We start from the raw sequence: 22,809 nt of genomic DNA on the forward strand, positions 1-22,809 counted from the left end.
TTGCCGCACCGGCCAAGAAGGCTGCTGCGCCCAAGGCCGCCGCCAAGGCTCCTGCCAAGAAGGCTGCTGCTCCCAAGGCCGCCGCCCCCGCCAAGAAGGCTGCTGCGCCCAAGGCCGCCGCCAAGGCTCCGGTCGCCAAGAAGGCCGCCGCACCCAAGGCCGCGGCCCCCGCCAAGAAGGCTGCTGCGCCCAAGGCCGCTGCCAAGGCTCCGGTCGCCAAGAAGGCGGCTGCTCCCAAGGCTGCTGCAAAGAAGGTGGCGGCGCCCGCTCCCGCACCTGCAGAGGCACCTGCACCGATCGCACAGACCCGTCTGGCGCCTCAGGCTGCATGGCCCTTCCCTACCGGCAACAAGCCCTGAGCCTCCCCGGGCTCTGCATGCCCCGATCCCGGGGCATAAAAAACCGGCATCTTGGAGGGCCGGTTTTTTTATGCCGGAGTCCGCCGCATCAGTTCATGGCTGCACGAAATCCAGCACATAGTTCTGCGGGCCGCGATGGGCGATTTTCAGCGCGCCCATGCGGTTGCCCAGCTCGGCGCAACGCACCAGATCCCAGCCGCGCTCCAGGCCGAACAGCAGGGCTCCGCGCCAGGCGTCGCCGCAGCCCGTGGGATCCACAATGGCCGCCGGCTTGACAGATGCCACCGCCGTCCTGCGGCCATCCTCCCAGACCTCGCAGCCTTGCGCACCCAGTGTGACGATCAGCCCGCGGACCTTGCGCGAGATCTCATCCAGGCTCCAGCCGGTGCGCTCGCACAGCATCTTGCCTTCGTAGTCGTTGACCGCCACCCAGTCGGCCTGTTCGATGAAGGCCTTGAGCTCTTCGCCGTTGAACATCGGCAGGCCCTGGCCCGGATCGAAGACGAACGGGATGCCTGCGGCCTTGAACTGGGCCGCGTGCTCGATCATGGCCTGCCGGCCATCAGGTGCGATGATGCCGACCTTGACCTGCGCCGCCATCCCGGGTGTGATCACGTTTCCGTGCGCCTGCATCATGGCACCGGGGTGGAAGGCCGTGATCTGGTTGTTGTCGCGGTCCGTCATGATCATGCACTGGGCCGTATGCGTGTCCTGCAGCTGGCCCACATGCGCGGTCTCGATGCCCAGTGCCTGCAAATGGCCGACATAGTCCGCACCGTCACTGCCCACCATGGCCATGGGCCAGGCATCGCCGCCCAGCAGGCGCAGGCTGTAGGCGATGTTGCCGGCACAGCCGCCAAAGTCGCGGCGCAGCGTGGGCACCAGGAACGACACATTGAGGATGTGCAGCTGGTCGGGAAGGATCTGGTCCGCAAAACGACCTTCGAAGGTCATGATGTTGTCGAATGCCAGCGATCCGCAGATCAAAGCGGCCATGATGTTGTTCGCTTTCTTGTTGAAATTTAGGGATAAAAAACCAGGGCGCGGTAGCCCGCCACGGGCGCAGGCAGTTCCTGCACCTGCACCGGCACGCTGACGCTCCATTCCTCGCGCGCGCCCAGCTGCGCTGGTGCCCCCAGGGGAACCAGCTCGACCACGCGGCGCAGCAGCGGCTTGTCCTGCGCATCGGTCAGCGTCAGCTCCGCCACGGGCGTGGCCACCGGTACCTCGGAGCGGTTTTCCAGACTCAGGCTCCACAGATACTGGCGCTGGCCAGGCAACTGCCTGAAGCCCGAGCTGCTGATGACCACATCGGCAATCTCGCGGCGCGCCTGCAGCTTGCAGCCTGCGGCCAGGCACATGGTGCGCAGCACCGGCTGCAGCGCCGGATATTGCACGGCCAGCGCATCGCGCTTTTGCCACAGCATCTGCGTGGCAAGGCTGGCCGCCGCCGCCACACAGCCCAGCAGCAGCACGCCGCGCACCGTTGCGCTGTGCCAGAAGGCCTGGCGACGGGCCTGGCGCACAAAGCCGGGCTCGGCCTGCGCGGTACCGGCCTCATCAGGCGCCTGCATCCCAAGCTCGCCATCGTCGTCCTGCCCAGCCTGGTCCGGGCGGCGCACATGCGGCGTGCCGTCGGTCCATGCAGGAGACGGGCCGGATAAAGATGCCTCAGGAGCCGGCGTGTCCTGCACGGAAGGCGGTGCCGGAAATGCCGGCGGCTGCGATCCGGGCCGGGCCGGCTCCCGCTCTCCACGCACATGCCGCCCATCGTTGCCATGCAGAGGCCTGGACTGGTCGACAAACGACGGCTCGAACAAGGATTCAAGAAAGGGCTCGTCACCCGAAGGCTGGCGCTCCTGCGTATCCGGCGCGACCCTGGTTACGGGCTTTGCATCGATGCTTTCTTCGGCAGCCGTGCCGGCGGAATCGGGCAAGGCGGCAGCCTGCGCATCCGCCAAAGTGCCGAAACCCGGTTCAGGGGCGCCAGATGCCTCCGACGGCGCCATGGATTGATCCACCGCATTTTTTTCGGCGGCATCTGCAGGGACTGGCGCGGGGGCCGACCGGTGCGGCCGGTCCGGCGGGATGCCTCCCCGTGCCGCGGCAATTTGCAGCACCTCGTCCGGCAGCTCCAGCAGGTCCAGCGAGGCATCAAAGACGTTCTGGCAGATGCCACAGCGCACCCAGCCCTGCGAGATGCGCAGCTGATCGGCCACCACTTTGAAGCGGGTTCCACAGGAGGGGCAACGGGTGATCTGGGTCATCGATTGGCAATTGTAGGCAGGAGCATGGGTTCGCCAGGGCAGATGCAGCGAACCCGCACGTCGCGCGATCAGGCCGGGCGCTGCGCCGTCATCAGGATCCAGCCGTCCTCGCTGTCGGCCACCTCCAGCTTCAGATAAGGCGCATAGGCCTGCTTGAGTTCGTCGGCCTGGCGCTCCAGGATACCGGCCAGCACCAGACTGCCGCCGGCCGCGACGCGGCCGCACAGCAGCGGAGCCAGCACTTTCAGCGGCGTGGCCAGGATGTTGGCCAGCACGGTCTGGTACTCGCCCTCGGCCGCATCGGGCAGGCCCGACCTGAGCTGCACGTGGTTGGCGCTGGCGTTGTAGTTGGTGGATTCCACGGCCGCGGGGTCGATGTCCACGGCATCGATTTGCGTGGCACCGAACTTGGCCGCGCCGATGGCCAGGATGCCGGAGCCGCAGCCATAGTCCAGCGTGCGCCCCAGCGAGCCCTGGGGCTGGCGTGCAATCCAGCGCAGGCACATGCGCGTGGTGGGATGCGTGCCGGTGCCGAAGGCCAGGCCCGGATCGAGGCGGATGCTGACCCTGGCCTGCTCGGGCAGCTCATGCCAGCTCGGCACGATCCAGAAATCGGGCGTGATGTCCACGGGCGCAAATTGCGATTGCGTCAGGCGCACCCAGTCCTGCTCGGGCACCGGCTTGACGGCCAGCACCGAGCAGCCTTCGAAGAAATCCTGCGGCTCCAGCAGCGCACAGGCCTCGCGGGCCGCCTCCTCGTTGGGGAACAGTGCAATCACGCGGCTGCGCTGCCAGCCTTCCTTGGGCGGCGGCATGCCGGGCTCGCCGAACAGTGCCTGTTCGGCCTCGGTTTGCGCATCGGCATCCTCCACCGAGACGCTCAGCGCATCCAGCGCATCCAGCGCATCGCTGACGGTTTCAACCCGGTCCTCCGGGCACAACAGGCTCAGCTCGAACATGGGCCATCCTTTCCTGAAAAACGAAAATGCTGGCCTCCGTTGCCAGAGGCCAGCATGAGATGTCAAAACAGCGCCCGCGGCAGCTGTCTGCTCATCGCTTGTTGGTGTTGCGGTGCGTCAGCCACTCTTCCAGATAGTGGATGTTGGTGCCGCCTTCGATGAACTTGGCATCCACCATCAGGTCCTGGTGCAGCGGAATATTGGTGTTGATGCCTTCCACCACCGTCTCCAGCAGCGCCGTGCGCATGCGGGCGATAGCCTGCTCGCGCGTGTCGCCGTAGGCGATGATCTTGCCGATCATGGAGTCGTAGTTGGGCGGCACGAAGTAGTTGTTGTACACGTGCGAGTCCACGCGCACGCCGGGGCCGCCGGGGGCGTGCCACATGGTGATGCGGCCGGGCGAGGGAATGAACTTGTACGGATCCTCGGCGTTCACGCGGCATTCGATGGCGTGGCCCTTGAACTCGATCTGGCGCTGGGTGTAGGGCAGCTTCTCGCCGGCGGCGATCATGATCTGGGTGCGCACGATGTCCACGCCCGTGATCAGCTCGGAGATCGGATGCTCCACCTGAACGCGGGTGTTCATCTCGATGAAGTAGAACTCGCCGTTTTCGTAGAGGAACTCGAAGGTACCCGCACCGCGGTAGCCGATCTTCTTGCAGGCGGCCACGCAGCGCTCGCCGATCTTCTCGATCAGGCGGCGGGGGATGCCGGGGGCCGGCGCTTCCTCGATCACCTTCTGGTGGCGGCGCTGCATGGAGCAGTCACGCTCGCCCAGGTAGATGGCATTCTTGTAGGTATCGGCCAGCACCTGAATTTCCACGTGGCGGGGATTCTGCAAGTACTTTTCCATGTAGACGGCCGGGTTGCCGAAGGCTGCGGCAGCCTCGGCCTTGGTCATCTGCACGGCATTGATCAGCGCGGCTTCGGTATGCACCACGCGCATGCCGCGGCCGCCGCCGCCGCCGGAGGCCTTGATGATCACGGGATAGCCGATGGCCTTGGCGATGCGCTTGATCAGTGCCGGATCGTCGGGCAGCTCGCCGTCCGAGCCGGGCACGCAGGGCACGCCCGCCTTGATCATGGCCTGCTTGGCCGAGACCTTGTCGCCCATGGTGCGGATGTTCTCGGGCGTCGGGCCGATGAAGGTGAAGCCGCTCTTTTCCACGCGCTCGGCAAAGTCGGCGTTCTCTGAGAGAAAGCCGTAGCCGGGATGGATGGCTTCCGCATCGGTCACCTCGGCGGCCGAAATGATGGCCGGCATGTTGAGGTAGGACAGCGGAGACGGTGCCGGGCCGATGCACACGGCCTCATCGGCCAGCTTGACATACTTGGCATCGCGGTCGGCTTCGGAATACACCATCACCGCCTTGATACCCAGTTCGCGGCAAGCGCGCTGGATGCGCAGGGCGATCTCGCCCCGGTTGGCAACCAAAATTTTCTTAAACATGAAGTTCCTCGCAGCTTGGCGCCTGTGCCGGGGCACAGGCCACTGCCAATGACTCACGACTTGCGCAAATCCGGTTCAGGCAGGGCGTCCATCCTGGGGATGCGCCCTTTGCGCCCGCTTGTTCGCGCAAATACAACTCAGTCGCGCTGCCCATGGCATGCGCGCCTTGGCGTCGGGCTGCCGGCAGCCTGCAACGCCTCAAGCCCATCACTCGATCACGAACAGGGGTTGGCCGTATTCGACAGCCTGGCCGTTCTCGCCCAGGATGCGCACGATGGTGCCGCTCTTGTCGGCTTCGATTTCGTTGAGAATCTTCATCGCTTCCACGATGCAGATGGTGTCGCCTTCCTTGACCTGGCTGCCCACGTCCACAAAGGGCTTGGCGCCGGGGCTGGAAGCGCGGTAGAAGGTGCCGACCATGGGGGACTTGACCACATGGCCTTCCACTGCGGCGGCCGCAGCGGGAGCTGCTGCCGCAACAGGCGCAGCTGCCGCCACCGGAGCCGCCACAACGGGAGCCGCCTGAACAGGCGCAGCCACATACTGCTGCACGACCGCGCCATCGCTCTTGACGATACGGACCTTGCCCTCTGCTTCGGTGATCTCCAGTTCCGAAACATTCGATTCGGATACCAGGTCAATGAGGGTCTTGAGTTTTCGCAAATCCATGGGAGCTCCAGCGGCTTAGAAACTAAATAGGGCGCGAATTTACCTCAATTTCGCCCTACTGCGTGCATTCGCACACATTTTTCACCAACACCACTATGGAATTGTGCATTCCATACACCTTTTCGGCGGGCTCCTGGCAGCAACATCAGCGTTTCAGGGTCCAATCCGCAAGATCTTCGCTGGACAATTCGCCTATTTTACGTTGCCGCAGGTTTCCCTTCGGATCGATCAGCACCGTGAAAGGCAACCCTCCCTGCAGGTTGCCCAGAGCCCGCGTCAACCCGAGGCCGCCCTGCATGGCCAGGGCCACCGGGTATTGCACGGGCTGGCGCGCCAGGAAGCGGCTCACGGCCTCCGCCTTGTCAACGGCCAGGCCGATGACCTGGATACCATGCTGCGCGGAGCGCCCCGCGAACTCGCTGAGCATGGGCATTTCCTTGACGCAGGGCGGGCACCAGGTGGCCCAGAAGTTGACCAGCACCCATTTGCCGCGCCAGTCGGACATGGCAAACGGTTTGCCGTCCGGCGTTTCCAGATGTTGCTCCCACAACTGCTGTTCGGCACCAGAGCCCACGGCCTGCGGGCCGCCGCGCTTCCAGGCCACGGCAGCGCCGGCCGCTGCGGCGGCCACTGCCACGGCGCCTGTAAGCCAGAGGCGGCGGGAAGCGGGAGAGGCCTGGCTTGCGGTCTGCCCGGGCTGGGAATCGCGCTGCTCAGTCATGATCGGCCTCCGCGGCCTGGGAAGCCTTCAGGTCGTCCTGCATGCGCTTCCTCAGCGCCTGCGCATCGCCGCGCTGGCTCTGCCCGCGGCTGTCGGGCCTCATTGCTCCGCGCATATCGTCATGGTCGTAAATCATCAGGTGCACGCCCACCTCCTCATGCAGCGGCTTGCAAAAGGCATGGATGCTCAGCGCCTCCACGTTCTGGCCGTGGAAGCCGGTGACGGTGCTGGGCTCGTAGTTCACATGGTTGTTGATCAGCGCGATTTCGGCGGACTTGGGATCGTCGCAGAAGAGCTGCAGATAGATGTCGGACTGGCGCGTGGCCGTGCCGCGCCAGACCGCGCCGGCGATATAGGGACGGAACTGCGCCATCCGCTCCATCCAGACCAGCGCCAGCTCGCGCAGCGCCAGCAGTTCCTGCGGCTGCGTGTCGGCGCAGAACAGCGCAATGTATTCGCGCACGGCGTCCTCGAGCTGCTCGTTGTCGGGCAGGGCCGAGCGGGCCGGCAGGCCGAGCTGGCGCACGGCGCGGTGCTTGGCCGCGCCCCATTCCAGCCCCTCCTCCACGACCATGCGGGCGGCGGTCTGGGCGATTTCAGCAGTCACTTGATCCAGGCTCATAAGGCTTGCACTCTCCAATCCATTGCATTGTGGCCCATGCCCGCTGCAAGGCCTTTGCGTTTGCACCGCCGTGCCGATGGGCTCACGGTTTTATAGCGTATTGCGCCTTGGAAGCCTGGATTTCAAGGCCTTTTCACATCCGATTTCATACGTAGCCTGCGCTGGCAGCTCTCTTTTTGACAAGAGTCGTTACCACTGCGCCGGATGCCCAAGGCCATGCTCGGCCATGCGGCAGCCACGCAACCGTAAAATGCCCGCCCATGCACATACATATTCTGGGCATTTGCGGCACCTTCATGGGAGGCCTTGCCGCCTTGGCACGTGAAGCCGGTCACCGGGTCACCGGTTGCGATGCCGGCGTCTATCCCCCCATGAGCGACCAGCTGCGCCAGCTCGGCATCGAGCTGATCGAAGGCTATGGCGCCGACCAGATCGCGCTGCAGCCCGATATGTATGTCGTAGGCAATGTGGTCAGCCGCAAGCGGCTGCCCGACGGCTCGCCCAAGTTCCCGCTGATGGAAGCCATTCTGGATACGGGCGCGCCCTATACCAGCGGCCCGCAGTGGCTGGCCGAGCATGTGCTGCACGGCCGCCATGTACTGGCCGTGGCCGGTACGCACGGCAAGACCACGACCACCTCCATGCTGGCCTGGGTGCTGGAATGCGCGGGCCTGCAGCCCGGTTTTCTGGTCGGCGGCGTGCCGCTGGACTTCGGCGTTTCGGCCCGCCTGGGTGCCTGGGTGGACGGCCAGGCCCGGCCGCTGTTCGTGATCGAGGCCGACGAGTACGACACCGCCTTCTTCGACAAGCGCAGCAAGTTCGTCCATTACCGTCCGCGCACGGCCGTGCTCAACAATCTGGAATTCGACCACGCCGACATCTTTGACGACCTGGCCGCCATCGAGCGCCAGTTCCACCATCTGGTGCGCACCGTGCCCGGCACGGGCCGCGTGGTCGTCAACGGGCTGGAGGAAAGCCTGGCCCGCGTGCTCGGCCAGGGCTGCTGGAGCGAGGTGGCCAGCTTTGGCGCCACGGTCAGCGATTTCTGCGCCGAGGGCGACCCCGGCGACTTCGACGTGCTGCACCGCGGCCGCAAGGTGGCACACCTGTCCTGGTCGCTGACCGGCGTGCACAACCAGCTCAACGCCCTGGCGGCCATCGCGGCGGCCGACCATGTGGGTGTCTCCGCCGAGCAGGCCTGCGAAGCCCTGTCGCGCTTCCAGAACGTCAAGCGCCGCATGGAGCTGCGCGGCACCGTGAACGGCGTGGCCGTCTATGACGACTTCGCCCATCACCCCACGGCCATCCGCACAACGCTGGACGGCCTGCGCCGCAAGCTGGGCGAAGAAGCCCGCATCCTGGCCGTCTTCGAGCCGCGCAGCAACACCATGAAGCTGGGCACCATGAAATCCCAGTTGCCCTGGTCGCTGGAAAGCGCCGATCTGATCTTCTGCCACACGGCCGGCCTCGACTGGGACGCCGCCGAAGCCCTGGCTCCGCTGGGCGTGGGCCCGGGCCGGCGCGCCCAGGTGGCCGGCGACATCGATACCCTGCTCGCCCAGGTCAAGGCCGCAGCCCAACCGGGCGACCATATCGTCTGCATGAGCAACGGGGGCTTTGGCGGCATCCATGCCAAGCTGCTGGCGGCCCTGAAGTAAAAACACCCGCTGAACCACTCAGCGGGTGTTTGAGAGCACCGCCCCGAAAAACTGGCGTAAACCACGCCAGGGACATCGAGCAAGGGCCTGAGCCGGCCGCGCCGCCCCGCAGCGAAGATGTCGTCCCACTACCGAAGAGGGAGGGGAAGCGGCGCAGCCGCTCAGAAGGTCTCAATAACTGATGGACATCGCCGGCACATCGACGCAGATCAGCGCCTTGGACAGTACGGCCTGGGCTGCCAGCGCATAGTGGTTGCGCCAGCTCTCGTCGTCGAACAGGCCGGCCCGGCCGCGCGCCTCGCGTGCCACGACCACCAGCTTGTCGGCCAGCAGCACCTTGCCGGTGGCGCGCAGCGGCTCGCAGTCCAGTTCCACGAACTGCTTGTCCAGCCAGAGGCGGCCATCTTCCGAACTCAGCGGTGTCAGCGACTGGGTGTCCACCCGGTATTCACGATCAGCATCTAACACCACTATCACTTCATTGCGCATGGATTTCCTCTCGTTCGTTATTGCGGCCCCGCATCCACAAGGACATGCCGGATCCGACGGTTACAGCCCAGGGGCCATAGGGGCAAGCCCGGCGACGGCAGACTGCGCTGATACAGGCAAGCCAGGGCCTGGCACTGAAAAGCATCGTAGCGGTTACCCAATTTCCGGACTTCCCCCAGCGGCAGAAAGCCCATTTTTCATAGCAATTCATACCGCAACGGTCTTGAATATAGGGCTGTGCGCCCATAACTCAATAGCCAGGGCTCTTGTGTAACCACCTGGTTACCGCGCCGTGGAGGCAGATCAATCTTTTCATGCCGGCATACGGAAAGCGGTACATGCCCTGGCCTGTCCGCCGCCGTTGCGTCCCGTTCCCTTTTCCACAGACCGCCATGACCACCGCACACCCCCATCAGGAATTGCTGACGCATCTGCAGCAGCTGGAAACCGAGCTGCAGGCCCAGAAACTCTGGTCCAGCACACCGCCCAGCCCCCAAGCGCTGGAGTCCGTCATGCCGTTCATGTACGACACGCTGCAGCTGCACGAATGGCTGCAATGGGTCTTCCTGCCGCGCCTGCGCGCCCTGATCGATGCGCAAGGCCAGCTGCCGCACCAAAGCCACATCCATCCGCTGGCCGAGCATGAATGGGAAAAGCGCGAGGACTTCGACAAAGGCCGGTTGCTGGTGCTGCTGGAGCGCATCGACATCACCCTGAACAGGGGCTCGCTCACTCCGACCGACCAGGACCCCGCCCACTGAACCCGGGATCCGCTCCCGCCCGAGCGCCCGACCGGAATGGAAAAAAGGCCGCGCAGCAGATGCTGGCGGCCTTTTTTTGCGGCAGTGCTGCGGCTCAGGCGACGGCTTCGGCCCGGACCTTGGCCGGTGCGGCCGCCGCGCGGCGCTGCTGCACCGCCTGGGACAGTTCCTGCAGCGTGGGCAGCGAGTCCTCCCAGCTCAGGCAGGCATCGGTGATGCTCTGGCCGTAGGTCAGGCCCGCAACGTCGTCCTTGCCGGGCGTGAACTTCTGCGCGCCGCCCACCAGATGGCCTTCGATCATCACACCGAACACGCTGTTCGAGCCGCCGGCGATCTGGCCGGCGATATCGCGCGCCACATCCTTCTGGCGCTCGTGCTGCTTGGCGCTGTTGGCATGGCTGCAGTCCACCATCAGCGTGGGCGGCAGGCCGGCAGCCGCCAGGTCCTTGCAGGCGGCTGCCACACTGGCTGCGTCGTAGTTGGGCGTCTTGCCGCCGCGCAGGATCACATGGCAATCCTGGTTGCCCGCCGTGTTGACGATGGCGACCTGGCCGTTCTTGTGCACCGACAGGAAATGGTGGCCGCGGCTGGCCGACTGGATGGCATCGGTGGCGATGCGGATGTTGCCGTCGGTGCCGTTCTTGAAGCCTATGGGCGCCGAGATGCCCGAGGCCAGCTCGCGGTGCACCTGGCTTTCGGTGGTGCGGGCGCCGATCGCACCCCAGCTGATCAGGTCGCCGATGTACTGGGGCGAGATCACGTCCAGGAACTCGCTGGCCGCCGGCACGCCCAGGCGATTGATGTCGATCAGCAGCTGGCGCGCAATGCGCAGGCCCTCGTCGATGCGGTAGCTCTGATCCAGATAGGGATCGTTGATCAGGCCCTTCCAGCCCACAGTGGTGCGGGGCTTCTCGAAGTACACGCGCATCACCACCTCCAGCGTGTCCTTGTACTGCTCGCGCACCACGGCCAGGCGGCGGGCGTACTCCAGGGCCGCAGCGGGATCATGGATGGAGCAGGGGCCGATGATGACCAGCAGGCGGTCGTCCTCGCCCTGCATGATGTTGTGGATGGTGCGTCGGGTATTGCTGATCAGCGTTTCCACGGCCGTGCCGCGGATGGGGAAGAAGCGAATGAGGTGCTCGGGAGGGGGCAACACGGTGATGTCCTTGATACGTGCGTCGTCGGTCTGGCCAGTCTTGGGAGAGCCGTTGCGATACCAGGAATCGGTGGTGGAAGCGTTCAGAGCAGTCATTGCGAGCTTTCGTGAATTCGGTTGATCGTGGGGATGGAAGGCTGTCGGGAAACGTAGGGATGAAAAAAAACCGCCGGGCTTTGCAGCTCGGCGGTTCTTTGGGAGGTTTGGGTGCAGGTGCGCGCTTACCTCTCAGCCGCCGAGGGCGAGAACCAAAAGTAAAAGAAATAAGCGCTGCGTGTTTGCATGCTTTTCAATGTAGCACAGTCATTGCGCAATGCAACATACGCCCCGCTGCGCCAGGGCCACGGCCACCCTCTCTTCAGAGAGAGAATTGAAATTTCAAAAACGCATTTATATTGCGTTTTTTTATTTTTTACGAAATTAAATTGATGACAAACCGCAAAAACACCATTGCAACGCAAGTTTTCCTGCATATCACCGGTTTTTGCTGAAATCTCGTCCTGGCCACCATGGCGCCACGGGCCAAAGGCCCCGCGGCAAGCGCCCGGGCCTGCAACTGCAGGCCGCCAGGACACAAAAATGCCCAGCGCCCCGTTTCCGGGAGGCTGGGCAGATCCGGAGATCCTTGCAGGCGGGCCTTAAGCCGTGCCGCCCACGGTCAGGCCGTCGATGCGCAGCGTGGGCTGGCCCACGCCCACGGGCACGCTCTGGCCTTCCTTGCCGCAGGTGCCCACGCCGCTGTCCAGGCGCATGTCGTTGCCGATCATGGTGATGTGCTTGAGCGACTCGGGGCCGCTGCCCACGATGGTGGCCCCCTTGACGGGGTATTGGATCTTCCCGTTCTCGACCCAGTAGGCTTCGCTGGCCGAGAACACGAACTTGCCGCTGGTGATGTCCACCTGGCCGCCGCCGAAGTTCGTGGCGTACAGGCCCTTCTTGATCGAGGCGATGATTTCCTGCGGGTCCTTGTCGCCGCCGAGCATGTAGGTATTGGTCATGCGCGGCATGGGGATGTGCGCATAGCTCTCGCGGCGGCCGTTGCCCGTGGGCTGGACGCCCATCAGGCGGGCATTCATCGCATCCTGGATGTAGCCCTTGAGGATGCCATCCTCGATCAGCACATTGCTCTGGCTGGCATGGCCTTCATCGTCCACGTTGAGCGAGCCGCGGCGGTCGGCCAGGGTGCCGTCGTCCAGCACAGTCACGCCCTTGGCAGCCACGCGCTGGCCGATGCGGCCGCTGAAGGCGCTCGAGCCCTTGCGGTTGAAGTCGCCTTCCAGCCCGTGGCCCACGGCCTCGTGCAGCAGCACGCCGGGCCAGCCCGGGCCGAGCACCACGGTCATCTGGCCTGCGGGTGCAGGACGCGAGTCGAGGTTGACGAGTGCCGCATGCACGGCCTCGTCCACATACTGGCCGATCTGCTCGTCGCTGAAATAGGCCAGGCCGAAGCGGCCGCCGCCGCCGGCCGAGCCGACTTCGCGCCGGCCCTTGTGCTCGGCAATGACGGTGACCGACAGGCGCACCAGCGGGCGCACATCGGCGGCCAGCGTGCCGTCGGCGCGGGCCACCAGCACCACGTCGTATTCGCTGGCCAGGCCGGCCATGACCTGGACGATGCGCGGGTCCTTGGCGCGGGCCAGTTTCTCCACCTTGCCCAGCAGTTCGACCTTGGCCGTGCTGTCCAGCGTGCTGATGGGGTCCAGCCCCGGATACAGCGAGCGGCTGGAAGCGATCCTGGGCGCGCCGGCGCGCACGCGGCGCGACTGGGCGCTGCTGCCGATGGAGCGCACGGTGCGCGCGGCGTCGAGCAGCGAGGCTTCGGAGATGTCGTCCGAATAGGCGAATGCGGTCTTTTCCCCGCTCACGGCACGCACGCCCACGCCCTGGTCGATGGAGAACGAGCCGGTCTTGACGATGCCCTCTTCCAGGCTCCAGCCTTCGGCGCGCGTGTACTGGAAATACAGGTCGGCATCGTCGACCTGGTGTGCGCGGATCTCGGCCAGAGCGCGCGCAAGATGGGTTTCGTCCAGGCCAAACGGCTCAAGCAGCAACTGACGGGCCGTAGCCAGGCGTTCGATGGTGGGTTCGCGGGAGATCATGCGGCACATTGTAGAGAGACACGCATGCCCCCATCGCCGTGTGCATCCCGGTTTGCGCGGGCCCCAAAGAAAAAGAACGGAATGCCCCCCCACCAGGCTGGACGACATTCCGTTCTGCAGCGCTTTTGTGCCCCTTGCCGCAGCCGCGACGGGCACCGGTCCATCTCCCTCGCAGGGGTCGCTCAAGCCCCTGTTCCTGAAACCTTTCTAACCCCTGCCGTGCAGGCAGGCAAGAGCAGCAGCCCCATTTTGCAATCAAAGCGATAGCGGCTGGCGCCAGCATCAGCATGCTTTTGGCAACAAAGCATGTCAAAACACAGCATGCAAAGGCGAGATGCGCTCACATTTTGATGAATCTGCGCCGTTTTGCAAGCTTTTCCTACAAGCTCAGGCGCGCGGCAAATGCCCTTCGCCCGGCAACTGGCGCTGGGCCCGCGCGACGGACATGAGCACGCCCAGCGCCAGCCCCAGCGTGACCATGGCCGTGCCGCCGTAACTGATGAAGGGCAGCGGCACGCCGACCACGGGCAGGATGCCGCTGACCATGCCCATGTTCACGAAGGCATAGGTGAAGAAAATCATGGCCACGGCCGCAGCCATCAGCCGGCCGAACAGCGAGCTGGCCTGCATGGCGATGGCCAGGCCGCGCCAGACCAGGAACAGAAAGGCCACGATGATGAACAGATTGCCGATCAGGCCGAACTCCTCGGAATAGGCGGCGAAGATGAAGTCGGTGGTGCGCTCGGGAATGAATTCCAGGTGGGTCTGTGTGCCGGCCATGAAGCCCTTGCCCCAGACACCGCCCGAGCCGATGGCGATCATGCCCTGGATGATGTGGAAGCCCTTGCCCAGCGGGTCGCGCGTCGGGTCCAGCAGCGTGCACACGCGGGTGCGCTGGTAGTCGTGCAGGAAATACCAGCTCACGCCGTCGGCGCACAGCTGGGGCTCGTACCAGATGATCAGGAAGATGCCGACCACGCCCAGCACCACGGGCGGCACGATCAGCTTCCAGGGCAGGCCCGCGAAGAAGATGACCGACAGGCCCGCGGCCATCACCAGCAGCGAGGTGCCCAGGTCGGGCTGCTTCATGATCAGCCCCACGGGCACCATCAGCAGGCCGAAGGCGATGGCGAAATCCGTGCCGCGCAGATTGCCCTCGCGCCGCTGGAACCACCAGGCCAGCATCAGCGGCGTGGCGATCTTGAGCAGCTCCGAGGGCTGGATCACCACGCCCACGTTCACCCAGCGCTGCGCGCCCTTCTTGGTGATGCCGAACAGCGCCACCGCCACCAGCAGGGCCACGCCCAGCGTATACAGCGGCACGGCCACCTTCATGAGCTGCTGCGGCGGCACCTGCGCCACGACGAACAGGATGCCGGCGGCGATCAGCATGTTGCGGCCATGGTCCACGAAGCGCGAGCCGTGGTCGAAGCCCGAGGAATACATGGCCAGCAGCCCGGCGCCGGCCAGCATGGCGACAAACAGCAGCAGCAGGAAATCAAAGCCGCGAAACAGCGGCACGATGCGCTGCAGCAGCGAGGGCTTGTCGAATTCGGTCGCGGACATGGGCCGGCATTATCGAGGCAGCGGCCTGTCCCGTCGCGGCGCAGGGTTGAGCCAGGCTGACGGCTTTGCCCGCTACCGCGGCCTCGGTCCACAATGCAGACGAGACCGTCTGCAAACCTACAAGAGGAGATTGCCGCCATGACCACCACCCATCTGCTTTACCTGCACGGCTTCCGCTCTTCGCCCCAGTCCAACAAGGCCCGCATCCTGGCCGAGCACATCGGCAGCCGGCATTCCCATGTGCGCTGGTGGTGCCCGCAGCTGCCGCCGTCGCCGCGCGAGGCCATGGCCCTGATTGCCGAAGGCATCGCCACCTGGCCGCGCGAGACCATGGCCGTGGTCGGCTCCTCCCTGGGCGGCTACTACGCGAGCTGGGTGGCGCAGCTGGCGCGCTGCAAGAGCGTGATGATCAACCCGGCCGTCAACCCGGCCCGCGACCTCGAGAAATACATCGGCGAGCAGACCGCCTGGCACGACCCCGAGGCACATTTCTTCTTCCGGCCCGAATACATCGAGGAGCTGCGCCAGCTGGACACGCGGCACATGACGCCGGCCGCGCCCGAGATGGTGCTGATCGCCCAGGGCGACGAGGTGCTGGACTGGCAGGAGATGAGCGAGCGCTACCCGCATGCGCTGCAGCTGGTGCAGGAAGGCGGCGACCATGCGCTGTCGAATTTCGCGGAATACCTGCCCCGGCTGGACGATTTTCTGCTGCTGGCCTGACCCTCGCCCCGGGCACGGTTGCCCGCTCGTGGGAAAATGCGCGGTTATGCACGCATTGTTTGAAGAAGCCGGCAAGTTCCTCGCCGGACGCATCCTCTCCGAAGCCGAGACTTCGGCCCAGGTCGAGCTCGATTCCGGCAAACGGATCAAGGTCAAGGCCGCCAACATCCTGCTCAAGTTCGACAAGCCCGCTCCCTCCGAGCTGATGGCCCAGGGTCAGGCGCAGGCGGCCGAGATCGACCTGGACCTGGCCTGGGAGTTTGCCCCCGAGGAGGAATTCGGCTTCGCCGACCTGGCGCGCGACTATTTCTCCGAGTCGGCCAGCCTGGCCCAGCAGGCCGGCGCGCTGTTCAGGCTCTACGAGGCGCCGCACTATTTCCGCCGCGCGGGCAAGGGCCGCTTCAAGAAGGCGCCGGCCGAGATCCTGCAGCAGGCCCTGGCCGCCATCGAGAAGAAAAAGCTGGTCCAGGCCCAGATCGACGCCTGGGCCGAGGAACTGGGCCGCGGCGCATGCCCGCAGCCGATCCGCGAGCAGCTCTACAAGATCCTGTTCAAGCCCGACAAGAATGCACCCGAATACAAGGCCGTGGTCGAGGCCAGCCGCGCCACCAGGCTGGCCCCGCTGGAGCTGCTGCACCGCGCGGGCGCCATCGATTCGTCCTACCAGTTCCACTGGAAGCGCTTTCTGTTCGACAACTTCCCCAAGGGCACGCAGTTTCCGCAGCTGGCCGCGCCCCAGCCTCCGGCCGACCTGCCGCTGGCGGCCGTGCAGGCGTTTTCCATCGACGACTCGGCCACCACGGAAATCGACGATGCGCTGTCCGTGCAGGGCCTGGGCAGCGGCACCGTCACCGTGGGCATCCACATCGCCGCGCCGGGCCTGGCCATCACGCCCGGCGGCGAACTGGACAAGCTGGGCCGCGCGCGCCTGTCCACGGTCTACATGCCGGGTTACAAGATCACCATGCTGCCCGACGAGGTGGTGCACATCTACACGCTGGACGAAGGCCGCGCCAACCCGGCCGTCTCGCTGTACGTGACCATCGACGAGGAAACGCTGGAGACCACGGCCACCGAAACCCGCCTGGAGCGCGTGCCGGTGGAGGTGAATTTCCGCTACGACAAGCTCGACCACATCGTGACCGAAGACTGGCTGGCCGATTCCTCCATCGAGATCGAAAACACGCCTCAGGCCTTGCTGGGCAAGCGCAAGGAGCTCACTTTTCTGCACCGCTGGTCCAAGCATCTGAAGGCCAGGCGCGAAGTGGTGCGCGGCAAGCCCGAGAATTTCAGCCGCCCGGACTACAACTTCCGCCTCGTGGGCAACGACGGGGCCGAGCCCACCGGCAGCGAGCAGGTGCAGATCACCGTGCGCAAGCGCGGCGCGCCGCTGGACCTGATCGTGGCCGAGGCCGCCATCGTGGCCAACAGCACCTGGGGCAGCTGGCTGGCCGAACTGGGCGTGCCCGGCATCTACCGCAGCCAGGCCAGCCTGGCGCCCGGCGTCAAGGTGCGCATGAGCACCAAGGCCCTGCCCCACGCGGGCATCGGGGTCAAGAGCTATGCCTGGGCCACCTCGCCGCTGCGCCGCTATGTGGACCTGGTCAACCAGTGGCAGATCATCGCCTGCGCGCGCCATGGCGCCACGGCCGCGCTGGCCGCGCCGTTCAAGCCCAAGGATGCCGAGCTGTTCGGCATCATCAGCAGCTTCGACGGCGCCTACAGCGCCTATAACAGCTACCAGGCCGGCATGGAGCGCTTCTGGACGCTCAAGTACCTGGAGCAGAACGGCATCACCGAGCTGACGGCCAGCGTGATCAAGGAAGGCGCCAACGGCGGCTACCTGGTGCGCGCCGACGACCTGCCGCTGGTGCTGCCCGTGCTGGGCGCGCAGAACCTGCCGCGCGGCGCCCACGTGCGCGTCAAGCTCGGCGAGATCGACGAGATCTCGCTCGACATCTCGGGCACGCTGATCGAGCGCCTGGACGGCGACATCGCTGCCGACGAGGACGGCGGCGAGGATGACGAGGACACCGTGGCCGGCCCCATTGCCATCGCCGTGGACATGAACGACGCCGAAGCCTCCGACAGCACGCCCGCCAAGGACGCTGCGCAGTCCTGATCCCTCCATTGCACGATCTGCCGCCGTGAAACTGCCCTCCCCCCTTCAACGCCTGAGCACGCTGCAGATTGCGCTGGGCGTGTCCATCGCCCTGCATGCCGTGCTGCTGAGCGTGCGCTTCGTGGACCCCGAGCGCTTCGACCGCGTGTTCCAGGACACGCCGCTGGAAGTGATCCTGGTCAATGCGCGCGCCAACGAGGCGCCCGAAAAGGCCCAGGCCATCGCCCAGACCTCGCTGGCCGGCGGCGGCGAGGCCGAGAAGGGACGCGCAAGCAGCCCCATGCCCTACTCGGCCCTGACGGCCGTGGGCGACGACTTCGAGGAAAAGCAGCGCCAGATCGATGCCATGCAGGAGCAGCAGAACGTGCTGCTGACCCAGCTGCGCCAGCAGATCGCCGCGCTGCCGCCGCTCGACCCGCGGCTGGCGGCCGAATCCAAGGAAAAGGAAGCACAGCAGGAAAAGCGCCGCCAGCTCGTCAAGCTGCTGGCCGAGATCGAAAAGCGCATCAACGAGGAAAACGCCCGCCCCAAGAAGCGCTACATCAGCCCGGCCACCAAGGAAGCCGTCTATGCCGTCTACTACGACGCGCTGCGCCGCAAGGTGGAAGACAAGGGCACGGAAAACTTTCCCGAGCACAAGGGCAAGAAGCTCTACGGCGAACTGGTCATGATCCTGACCGTGAACCACGACGGCCGCGTGCTCGGCACCGAGGTCGTGCAGGGCTCGGGCAACCGCATGCTGGACACGCGCGCCGAAGCCATTGCGCGTGCCGCCGGCCCCTACGGCCACTTCGGCCCGGCCATGCGCGCCAAGGCCGACCAGATCGCCGTGGTCTCGCGCTTCAAGTTCACACGCGAGCAGACGCTGGAAACCAGCGTGCAGTAGGGAAGGGGCCCCCACGCTTGCTCACTGCTTGCAGTCGCCTCCCCCGAAGGAGCAGCTTTTTGCCCTGGGACGGCCCGGAGGCACTGAAAATATCGCCTCCTTCATCGCTATCGCTCCTGCCATGACTTTGGAAAATTCGGACTTCGCCATCGACACCTACTGCGTCATGGGCAATCCGGTGGCGCACAGCCGCTCTCCCTGGATCCATGCGCGCTTTGCCGAGCTGACCGGCCAGACGCTGCACTATGAGCGCGCCCTGGTGGCGCTGGACGGCTTTGCCGCCCATGTGACCGACTTCGCCGCGCGCGGCGGCAAGGGCTGCAACGTGACCGTGCCCTTCAAGCTGCAGGCGGCCGGGCTGGCCACGCACGCCAGCGACCGCGTGCGGCGCGCCGGCGCGGCCAACACGCTGGTGTTTTGCGACGACGGCATCCATGCCGACAACACCGACGGCCTGGGGCTGGTGGCCGACATCGTGCGCAATGCGGGCGTTGCCATCGCCGGCAGGGACGTGCTGCTGCTGGGCGCGGGCGGCGCGGCCGCAGGCGCCCTGGGCTCGCTGATCGAACAGCAGCCGCGCCGCATTGCCGTGGCCAACCGCACCCATACCAAGGCCCAGGCGCTGGTGGCCCAGCATGCCGACCTCGCATCGCTACATAAAACAGAGCTGCTTGCGCTGGAGCAGCAAGCGCTAGAGTCCGAAAATACCCCAACCTTCGACATCATCATCAACGCCACGGCCAGCAGCCTGGCCGGTGCCCAGGTGCCGGCGCCGGCGGGCGTGCTGCGCCCCGGCAGCCTGGCCTACGACATGATGTACGGCCCCGCGGCCCAGCCCTTTCTGGACTGGGCCCGCCTCCATGGCGCCCAGGCCCGGGACGGGCTGGGCATGCTGGTGGAACAGGCCGCGGAATCCTTTGCGCTGTGGCGTGGCGTGCGCCCGCCCTCGCAGCAGGTGCTGGCCGAGCTGCGCGCACTGATCCAGGCCGGGGCCTGAACCTTTCCCATGAAGGCCCTGACGCGCCTGGTGCTGCTCATCGTGGGGGCGGCCGTGCTGCTGCAGCTGTTCTTCGTGCTGCGGATCGCGCTCATGGTCGTCGTCGATCCGCAGTCCACGAGCTTTCAGCGCTCCGAAGCCTGGCAGATCCTGCAAAGCCGCGGCTCGCTGCCGTGGAGCCAGCACTGGGTGGCCTATCCGCAGATTGCCGGCAGCCTCAAGCGCGCGGTCGTGGCCTCGGAGGACGCAGGCTTCATGGAGCACAACGGCGTGGAATGGGAGTCCATACAGAAGGCCTGGCAGCGCAACGTCAAGGCCGAGGCCCGGGCCGGGAGAACCGACCGGCCTGCCAAGATCTATGGCGGCTCCACCATCACCCAGCAGCTGGCCAAGAACCTGCTGCTGTCGGGCGAGCGCAGCTTTCTGCGCAAGGGCCAGGAGCTGCTGCTGACCATGCTGCTGGAGCTGCTGCTGGGCAAGCAGCGCATTCTGGAGATCTACCTCAACAACGTGGAATGGGGCCAGGGCGTGTTCGGCGCCGAAGCGGCCGCCCGCCACTATTTCGGCAAGGGCGCGGCCCAGCTCACCAACGCCGAGGCCGCGCGCTTGGCGGCTATGCTGCCCCAGCCCAAGCGGTTCGAGAAAATGCCGCAGTCGGCCTATCTGGTGCAGCGCGCACGCACCGTCATGCGCTACATGCCCATGGTGGAGATTCCTTGATCCCCCTGAGGCGCTACGCGCCTTCCCCGAGGGGACGACGCCCCAGGCCATGCCGGTGCCATAGGTCATCTGCACAACGGATAATCGAGCCAACATGCGTATTCTTGGAATCGACCCCGGTCTGCAGACCACGGGCTTCGGCGTGATCGACGTCGAAGGCCATCGCCTGTCCTACGTGGCCAGCGGCACCATCCGCACCACCCGGATGGAACTGGGCGATCTGCCCGGGCGCCTCAAGATGCTGTTCGACGGCATCTCCGAGGTGGCTTCGCGCTACGAGCCCGACATGTCGGCCGTGGAGATCGTGTTCGTCAACGTCAACCCCCAGTCCACGCTGCTGCTGGGCCAGGCGCGCGGCGCGGCGCTGACCGCGCTGGTCAACGCCAACCTGCCCGTGGCCGAATACACGGCACTGCAGATGAAGAAGGCCGTGGTGGGCCACGGCCGCGCGGCCAAGAGCCAGATCCAGGAAATGGTCAAGCGCCTGCTGCAGCTGCCGGGCCTGCCCGGTACCGACGCCTCGGATGCGCTGGGCCTGGCCATTACCCACGCCCATGCGGCGTCGGCCATGGGCAAGATGGCCCAGGTCACCGACCTGCGCCGCAAGCAGCATGCCATGTACCGCGGCGGCAGGGTCTATTGATCCCCGGAAAGGCTGCGCATGAAAAAACCGGGGCGCAATCCCCGGTTTTTTCCTGGAAAGGCCAGCCTCAATAGCTGCTGTTGAGCACCATGGAGGCAATCACGCCGGTGGCAATGGCAACCAGCAGATAGTCGCCGCCGTTCTGTATCCATTGATAGCCGCGTGGCGGTGCGGACAAGTGGTGGCCACGCCAGTCATTCACCACATAGTGATGGGTACGGTATTGCGGAGGCACGCGGCTGCCGCGCATCCATCGGTGGTCGGGGCCGGCGCCGCGCCTGTCGTCATGGCGGTCGAAGCGCGGATCGCGACGGTCCTCCGGCCCGCGGTGGTCGTCATGGCGGCCACCATGGCGCACGTCGTTGTAGCCATGGCCCGGAGGCGGGCCGGGGCGCGGCTGGGCCTGCACCGCCAGGGGCCCCAGGCCCATGCAGGCAGCCATGGTGGCGGAAAGAATACGGGTCGTCAGACGGGACATGGTATGGCTCCTTTCTGAAGGCACGGCGGCGGGGAACAGGAACATTCCCCGTTTCTCCAGCGCCTGCAGACGGATCGCAGGCGCTGCACATTCGGTGCCCATGGCCACATGATCCGTGTTCCGGCGCCCGTTCCACGCAGGACGATGGCGCTTTACCCTTGTTTTTCCTGCGCTTTACCGAGGCGATACAGCGTTTGCAAAGTGTTCGCAAACGCAAGGCTTCAGCGTGAAAGACCGCCCCGGCCTGCCGCCACGGACGGCACGGGATCCATGCCGCGCCTCAGGCAATGCGCCCGGCAAACAGCACGGCAAAGAACGCCAGCGCGGCGATCAGCGTCCACTTCAGGATGAGAATGCCCAGCCGCTTGTACTGCGGCCGGCCGGTGCCGAGGTAGAACGCAAAGGACAGGGCCGAAGCCAGGAGCAGCAGCGTGGCCAGCCAGCGAAAGATCAGCATGGGGGGCAGCCTCTGTCCGGATTACCAGGCGCGTGCCGGCAGCGCAAAGCCCTGAGGGGCCTGGCGTTCGCTATCGAAGGTCACGATCTCCCAGGCGTCGGGCTGGGCCAGCAGCGCGCGCAGCAGCTGGTTGTTCATGCCGTGGCCCGAGCGGAAGGCGCTGTAGGCGGCCAGCAGCGGCTTGCCGATCAGGTACAGGTCGCCGATGGCGTCGAGGATCTTGTGCTTGGCGAACTCGTCGTCATAGCGCAGGCCGTCGCTGTTGAGCACCTTGTAGTCGTCCATGACGATGGCGTTGTCCAGCCCGCCGCCCAGCGCCAGGCCGTTGTTGCGCAGCATCTCCACATCCTTGGTGAAGCCGAAGGTGCGCGCGCGCGCGATGTCGCGCGTGTAGTTGTCCCGCCCCATGTCGAATTCCACGCATTGCCCCGTGGAGTCGACGGCCGGATGGGCGAAGTCGATCTCGAAACGCAGCTTGAAGCCGTGGTAGGGGTCGAAGCGCGCCCACTTGAGGTTGGCGCCCTCACCTTCGCGCACTTCCACGGGGCGGGTGACGCGGATGAAGCGCTTGGGCGCCTTCTGCACTTCAACGCCCGCGCTTTGGAGCAGGAAGACGAAGGAAGAGGAAGAACCGTCCAGGATGGGCACCTCTTCGGCCGTGATGTCCACATAGAGGTTGTCCAGCCCCAGGCCCGCGATGGCCGACATCAGATGCTCCACCGTATGCACCTTGGCACCCCCGGTGCCTATGGTCGATGCCATGCGCGTATCGGTCACGGCTTCGGCCGAAATCGGAATGTCCACCGGCTCCGGCAGATCCACGCGCCTGAAGACGATGCCCGTATCGGGCTGGGCCGGGCGCAGCGTCAGCTCGACGCGCTGGCCGCTGTGCAGACCCACGCCGACGGCACGGGAAATGGTCTTGATGGTGCGTTGTTGGAGCATGGTGGCATTTTAAATGGGGACAACCCTGAGCGGCCTACGCCTGCCCAGGGTTGTCTTAA

The 22,809-nt window shown here is 65.7% G+C and carries 22 protein-coding genes and 1 pseudogene; 9 read left to right on the forward strand and 14 right to left on the reverse strand.

Going from position 1 to position 22,809, the window contains the following annotated elements; genetic code table 11:
- A pseudogene (locus Cte04_RS19055) lies at positions 1-359 on the forward strand (hypothetical protein); the annotation flags it as partial.
- Between the two features lie 93 nt (positions 360-452).
- Here the strand turns inward: Cte04_RS19055 and Cte04_RS19060 are convergent.
- The 7 genes from Cte04_RS19060 to Cte04_RS19090 form a co-directional block, all read right to left on the reverse strand.
- Positions 453-1,355, reverse strand: a complete 903-nt coding sequence (locus Cte04_RS19060; protein WP_066482649.1) for a carbohydrate kinase family protein — start codon at positions 1,353-1,355, stop codon at positions 453-455.
- Positions 1,356-1,381: 26 nt separating this feature from the next.
- Entirely contained in the window at positions 1,382-2,626 is a 1,245-nt protein-coding gene (locus Cte04_RS19065) for a DUF3426 domain-containing protein (RefSeq protein ID WP_066482650.1), read from the reverse strand.
- Positions 2,627-2,694: 68 nt separating this feature from the next.
- Positions 2,695-3,585, reverse strand: coding sequence for a 50S ribosomal protein L11 methyltransferase (prmA, locus tag Cte04_RS19070; RefSeq protein ID WP_066482653.1), 891 nt, complete (start codon positions 3,583-3,585; stop codon positions 2,695-2,697).
- Positions 3,586-3,676: 91 nt separating this feature from the next.
- The gene (gene accC, locus Cte04_RS19075; RefSeq protein ID WP_066482658.1) at positions 3,677-5,035 is read right to left on the reverse strand and encodes an acetyl-CoA carboxylase biotin carboxylase subunit; all 1,359 of its coding nucleotides are present in this window, start codon (positions 5,033-5,035) and stop codon (positions 3,677-3,679) included.
- A 207-nt stretch (positions 5,036-5,242) separates the two neighbouring features.
- Entirely contained in the window at positions 5,243-5,704 is a 462-nt protein-coding gene (gene accB / locus Cte04_RS19080; protein ID WP_066482661.1) for an acetyl-CoA carboxylase biotin carboxyl carrier protein, read from the reverse strand.
- Between the two features lie 145 nt (positions 5,705-5,849).
- Complete coding sequence (locus tag Cte04_RS19085; RefSeq protein ID WP_066482663.1) at positions 5,850-6,425, reverse strand: TlpA family protein disulfide reductase; 576 nt, start codon at positions 6,423-6,425, stop codon at positions 5,850-5,852.
- Positions 6,418-7,047 carry a hypothetical protein gene (locus tag Cte04_RS19090; protein WP_174522951.1) on the reverse strand — a complete coding sequence of 210 codons (630 nt, stop codon included), beginning with the start codon at positions 7,045-7,047 and terminating at the stop codon, positions 6,418-6,420. Before Cte04_RS19090 ends, Cte04_RS19085 begins: the two co-directional genes overlap by 8 nt.
- Before the next feature lie 260 nt (positions 7,048-7,307).
- Between Cte04_RS19090 and mpl the strand changes: the two genes are divergently transcribed.
- Complete coding sequence (gene mpl / locus Cte04_RS19095) at positions 7,308-8,705, forward strand: UDP-N-acetylmuramate:L-alanyl-gamma-D-glutamyl-meso-diaminopimelate ligase (protein WP_066482668.1); 1,398 nt, start codon at positions 7,308-7,310, stop codon at positions 8,703-8,705.
- 171 nt (positions 8,706-8,876) lie between these two features.
- On the opposite strand, the gene Cte04_RS19100 is transcribed toward mpl, so the two are convergent.
- Positions 8,877-9,194 (reverse strand): hypothetical protein, encoded by a 318-nt coding sequence (locus Cte04_RS19100; protein WP_066482678.1) that lies wholly within the window; start codon positions 9,192-9,194, stop codon positions 8,877-8,879.
- A gap of 392 nt (positions 9,195-9,586) precedes the next feature.
- Here Cte04_RS19100 and Cte04_RS19105 point away from each other — a divergent pair, with 392 nt between their 5' ends.
- Positions 9,587-9,955, forward strand: coding sequence for a YqcC family protein (locus tag Cte04_RS19105; RefSeq protein ID WP_066482683.1), 369 nt, complete (start codon positions 9,587-9,589; stop codon positions 9,953-9,955).
- Positions 9,956-10,049: 94 nt separating this feature from the next.
- On the opposite strand, the gene Cte04_RS19110 is transcribed toward Cte04_RS19105, so the two are convergent.
- From Cte04_RS19110 to rodA, 3 genes are all read right to left on the reverse strand, one after another.
- Positions 10,050-11,210, reverse strand: coding sequence for a 3-deoxy-7-phosphoheptulonate synthase (locus tag Cte04_RS19110; RefSeq protein ID WP_066482687.1), 1,161 nt, complete (start codon positions 11,208-11,210; stop codon positions 10,050-10,052).
- 542 nt (positions 11,211-11,752) lie between these two features.
- Entirely contained in the window at positions 11,753-13,213 is a 1,461-nt protein-coding gene (tldD, locus tag Cte04_RS19115) for a metalloprotease TldD (RefSeq protein ID WP_066482926.1), read from the reverse strand.
- Between the two features lie 387 nt (positions 13,214-13,600).
- Positions 13,601-14,779, reverse strand: coding sequence for a rod shape-determining protein RodA (rodA, locus tag Cte04_RS19120; protein ID WP_066482688.1), 1,179 nt, complete (start codon positions 14,777-14,779; stop codon positions 13,601-13,603).
- 138 nt (positions 14,780-14,917) lie between these two features.
- Here rodA and Cte04_RS19125 point away from each other — a divergent pair, with 138 nt between their 5' ends.
- From Cte04_RS19125 to ruvC, 6 genes are all read left to right on the forward strand, one after another.
- A complete protein-coding gene (locus tag Cte04_RS19125) occupies positions 14,918-15,502 on the forward strand; it encodes a YqiA/YcfP family alpha/beta fold hydrolase (protein ID WP_066482692.1) in 585 nt (194 codons plus the stop codon).
- A gap of 46 nt (positions 15,503-15,548) precedes the next feature.
- Positions 15,549-17,624, forward strand: a complete 2,076-nt coding sequence (locus Cte04_RS19130; RefSeq protein ID WP_066482694.1) for a ribonuclease catalytic domain-containing protein — start codon at positions 15,549-15,551, stop codon at positions 17,622-17,624.
- Positions 17,625-17,649: 25 nt separating this feature from the next.
- Positions 17,650-18,510 carry an energy transducer TonB gene (locus Cte04_RS19135; RefSeq protein ID WP_066482699.1) on the forward strand — a complete coding sequence of 287 codons (861 nt, stop codon included), beginning with the start codon at positions 17,650-17,652 and terminating at the stop codon, positions 18,508-18,510.
- Positions 18,511-18,631: 121 nt separating this feature from the next.
- Positions 18,632-19,507, forward strand: a complete 876-nt coding sequence (aroE, locus tag Cte04_RS19140; RefSeq protein ID WP_066482702.1) for a shikimate dehydrogenase — start codon at positions 18,632-18,634, stop codon at positions 19,505-19,507.
- Positions 19,508-19,516: 9 nt separating this feature from the next.
- Entirely contained in the window at positions 19,517-20,227 is a 711-nt protein-coding gene (gene mtgA / locus Cte04_RS19145; protein ID WP_066482705.1) for a monofunctional biosynthetic peptidoglycan transglycosylase, read from the forward strand.
- Positions 20,228-20,321: 94 nt separating this feature from the next.
- Positions 20,322-20,870, forward strand: a complete 549-nt coding sequence (ruvC, locus tag Cte04_RS19150; protein ID WP_066482708.1) for a crossover junction endodeoxyribonuclease RuvC — start codon at positions 20,322-20,324, stop codon at positions 20,868-20,870.
- Positions 20,871-20,937: 67 nt separating this feature from the next.
- Here ruvC and Cte04_RS19155 read toward each other — a convergent pair whose 3' ends face one another.
- From Cte04_RS19155 to lpxC, 3 genes are all read right to left on the reverse strand, one after another.
- Complete coding sequence (locus Cte04_RS19155) at positions 20,938-21,348, reverse strand: RcnB family protein (RefSeq protein WP_066482710.1); 411 nt, start codon at positions 21,346-21,348, stop codon at positions 20,938-20,940.
- Positions 21,349-21,628: 280 nt separating this feature from the next.
- Positions 21,629-21,805 carry a hypothetical protein gene (locus Cte04_RS21785; RefSeq protein ID WP_169798068.1) on the reverse strand — a complete coding sequence of 59 codons (177 nt, stop codon included), beginning with the start codon at positions 21,803-21,805 and terminating at the stop codon, positions 21,629-21,631.
- Positions 21,806-21,826: 21 nt separating this feature from the next.
- Positions 21,827-22,750, reverse strand: a complete 924-nt coding sequence (lpxC, locus tag Cte04_RS19160; RefSeq protein WP_066482712.1) for a UDP-3-O-acyl-N-acetylglucosamine deacetylase — start codon at positions 22,748-22,750, stop codon at positions 21,827-21,829.
- Positions 22,751-22,809: the final 59 nt, after the last annotated feature.

The organism is Comamonas terrae, assembly GCF_001544075.1.
GTDB lineage: Bacteria > Pseudomonadota > Gammaproteobacteria > Burkholderiales > Burkholderiaceae_C > Comamonas > Comamonas terrae.

Bases quoted from the DNA above. Each gene is read 5' to 3' on its own strand.
- Cte04_RS19155 (WP_066482710.1), bottom strand. From the start codon at position 21,348: ATGTCCCGTCTGACGACCCGTATTCTTTCCGCCACCATGGCTGCCTGC.
- rodA (WP_066482688.1), bottom strand. From the start codon at position 14,779: ATGTCCGCGACCGAATTCGACAAGCCCTCGCTGCTGCAGCGCATCGTG.
- accC (WP_066482658.1), bottom strand. From the start codon at position 5,035: ATGTTTAAGAAAATTTTGGTTGCCAACCGGGGCGAGATCGCCCTGCGC.
- lpxC (WP_066482712.1), bottom strand. From the start codon at position 22,750: ATGCTCCAACAACGCACCATCAAGACCATTTCCCGTGCCGTCGGCGTG.
- Cte04_RS19065 (WP_066482650.1), bottom strand. From the start codon at position 2,626: ATGACCCAGATCACCCGTTGCCCCTCCTGTGGAACCCGCTTCAAAGTG.
- Cte04_RS19110 (WP_066482687.1), bottom strand. From the start codon at position 11,210: ATGACTGCTCTGAACGCTTCCACCACCGATTCCTGGTATCGCAACGGC.
- tldD (WP_066482926.1), bottom strand. From the start codon at position 13,213: ATGATCTCCCGCGAACCCACCATCGAACGCCTGGCTACGGCCCGTCAG.
- Cte04_RS19085 (WP_066482663.1), bottom strand. From the start codon at position 6,425: ATGACTGAGCAGCGCGATTCCCAGCCCGGGCAGACCGCAAGCCAGGCC.
- accB (WP_066482661.1), bottom strand. From the start codon at position 5,704: ATGGATTTGCGAAAACTCAAGACCCTCATTGACCTGGTATCCGAATCG.
- Cte04_RS19130 (WP_066482694.1), top strand. From the start codon at position 15,549: ATGCACGCATTGTTTGAAGAAGCCGGCAAGTTCCTCGCCGGACGCATC.
- mtgA (WP_066482705.1), top strand. From the start codon at position 19,517: ATGAAGGCCCTGACGCGCCTGGTGCTGCTCATCGTGGGGGCGGCCGTG.
- Cte04_RS21785 (WP_169798068.1), bottom strand. From the start codon at position 21,805: ATGCTGATCTTTCGCTGGCTGGCCACGCTGCTGCTCCTGGCTTCGGCC.
- Cte04_RS19125 (WP_066482692.1), top strand. From the start codon at position 14,918: ATGACCACCACCCATCTGCTTTACCTGCACGGCTTCCGCTCTTCGCCC.
- mpl (WP_066482668.1), top strand. From the start codon at position 7,308: ATGCACATACATATTCTGGGCATTTGCGGCACCTTCATGGGAGGCCTT.
- Cte04_RS19100 (WP_066482678.1), bottom strand. From the start codon at position 9,194: ATGCGCAATGAAGTGATAGTGGTGTTAGATGCTGATCGTGAATACCGG.
- Cte04_RS19060 (WP_066482649.1), bottom strand. From the start codon at position 1,355: ATGGCCGCTTTGATCTGCGGATCGCTGGCATTCGACAACATCATGACC.
- prmA (WP_066482653.1), bottom strand. From the start codon at position 3,585: ATGTTCGAGCTGAGCCTGTTGTGCCCGGAGGACCGGGTTGAAACCGTC.
- Cte04_RS19105 (WP_066482683.1), top strand. From the start codon at position 9,587: ATGACCACCGCACACCCCCATCAGGAATTGCTGACGCATCTGCAGCAG.
- ruvC (WP_066482708.1), top strand. From the start codon at position 20,322: ATGCGTATTCTTGGAATCGACCCCGGTCTGCAGACCACGGGCTTCGGC.
- aroE (WP_066482702.1), top strand. From the start codon at position 18,632: ATGACTTTGGAAAATTCGGACTTCGCCATCGACACCTACTGCGTCATG.
- Cte04_RS19090 (WP_174522951.1), bottom strand. From the start codon at position 7,047: ATGAGCCTGGATCAAGTGACTGCTGAAATCGCCCAGACCGCCGCCCGC.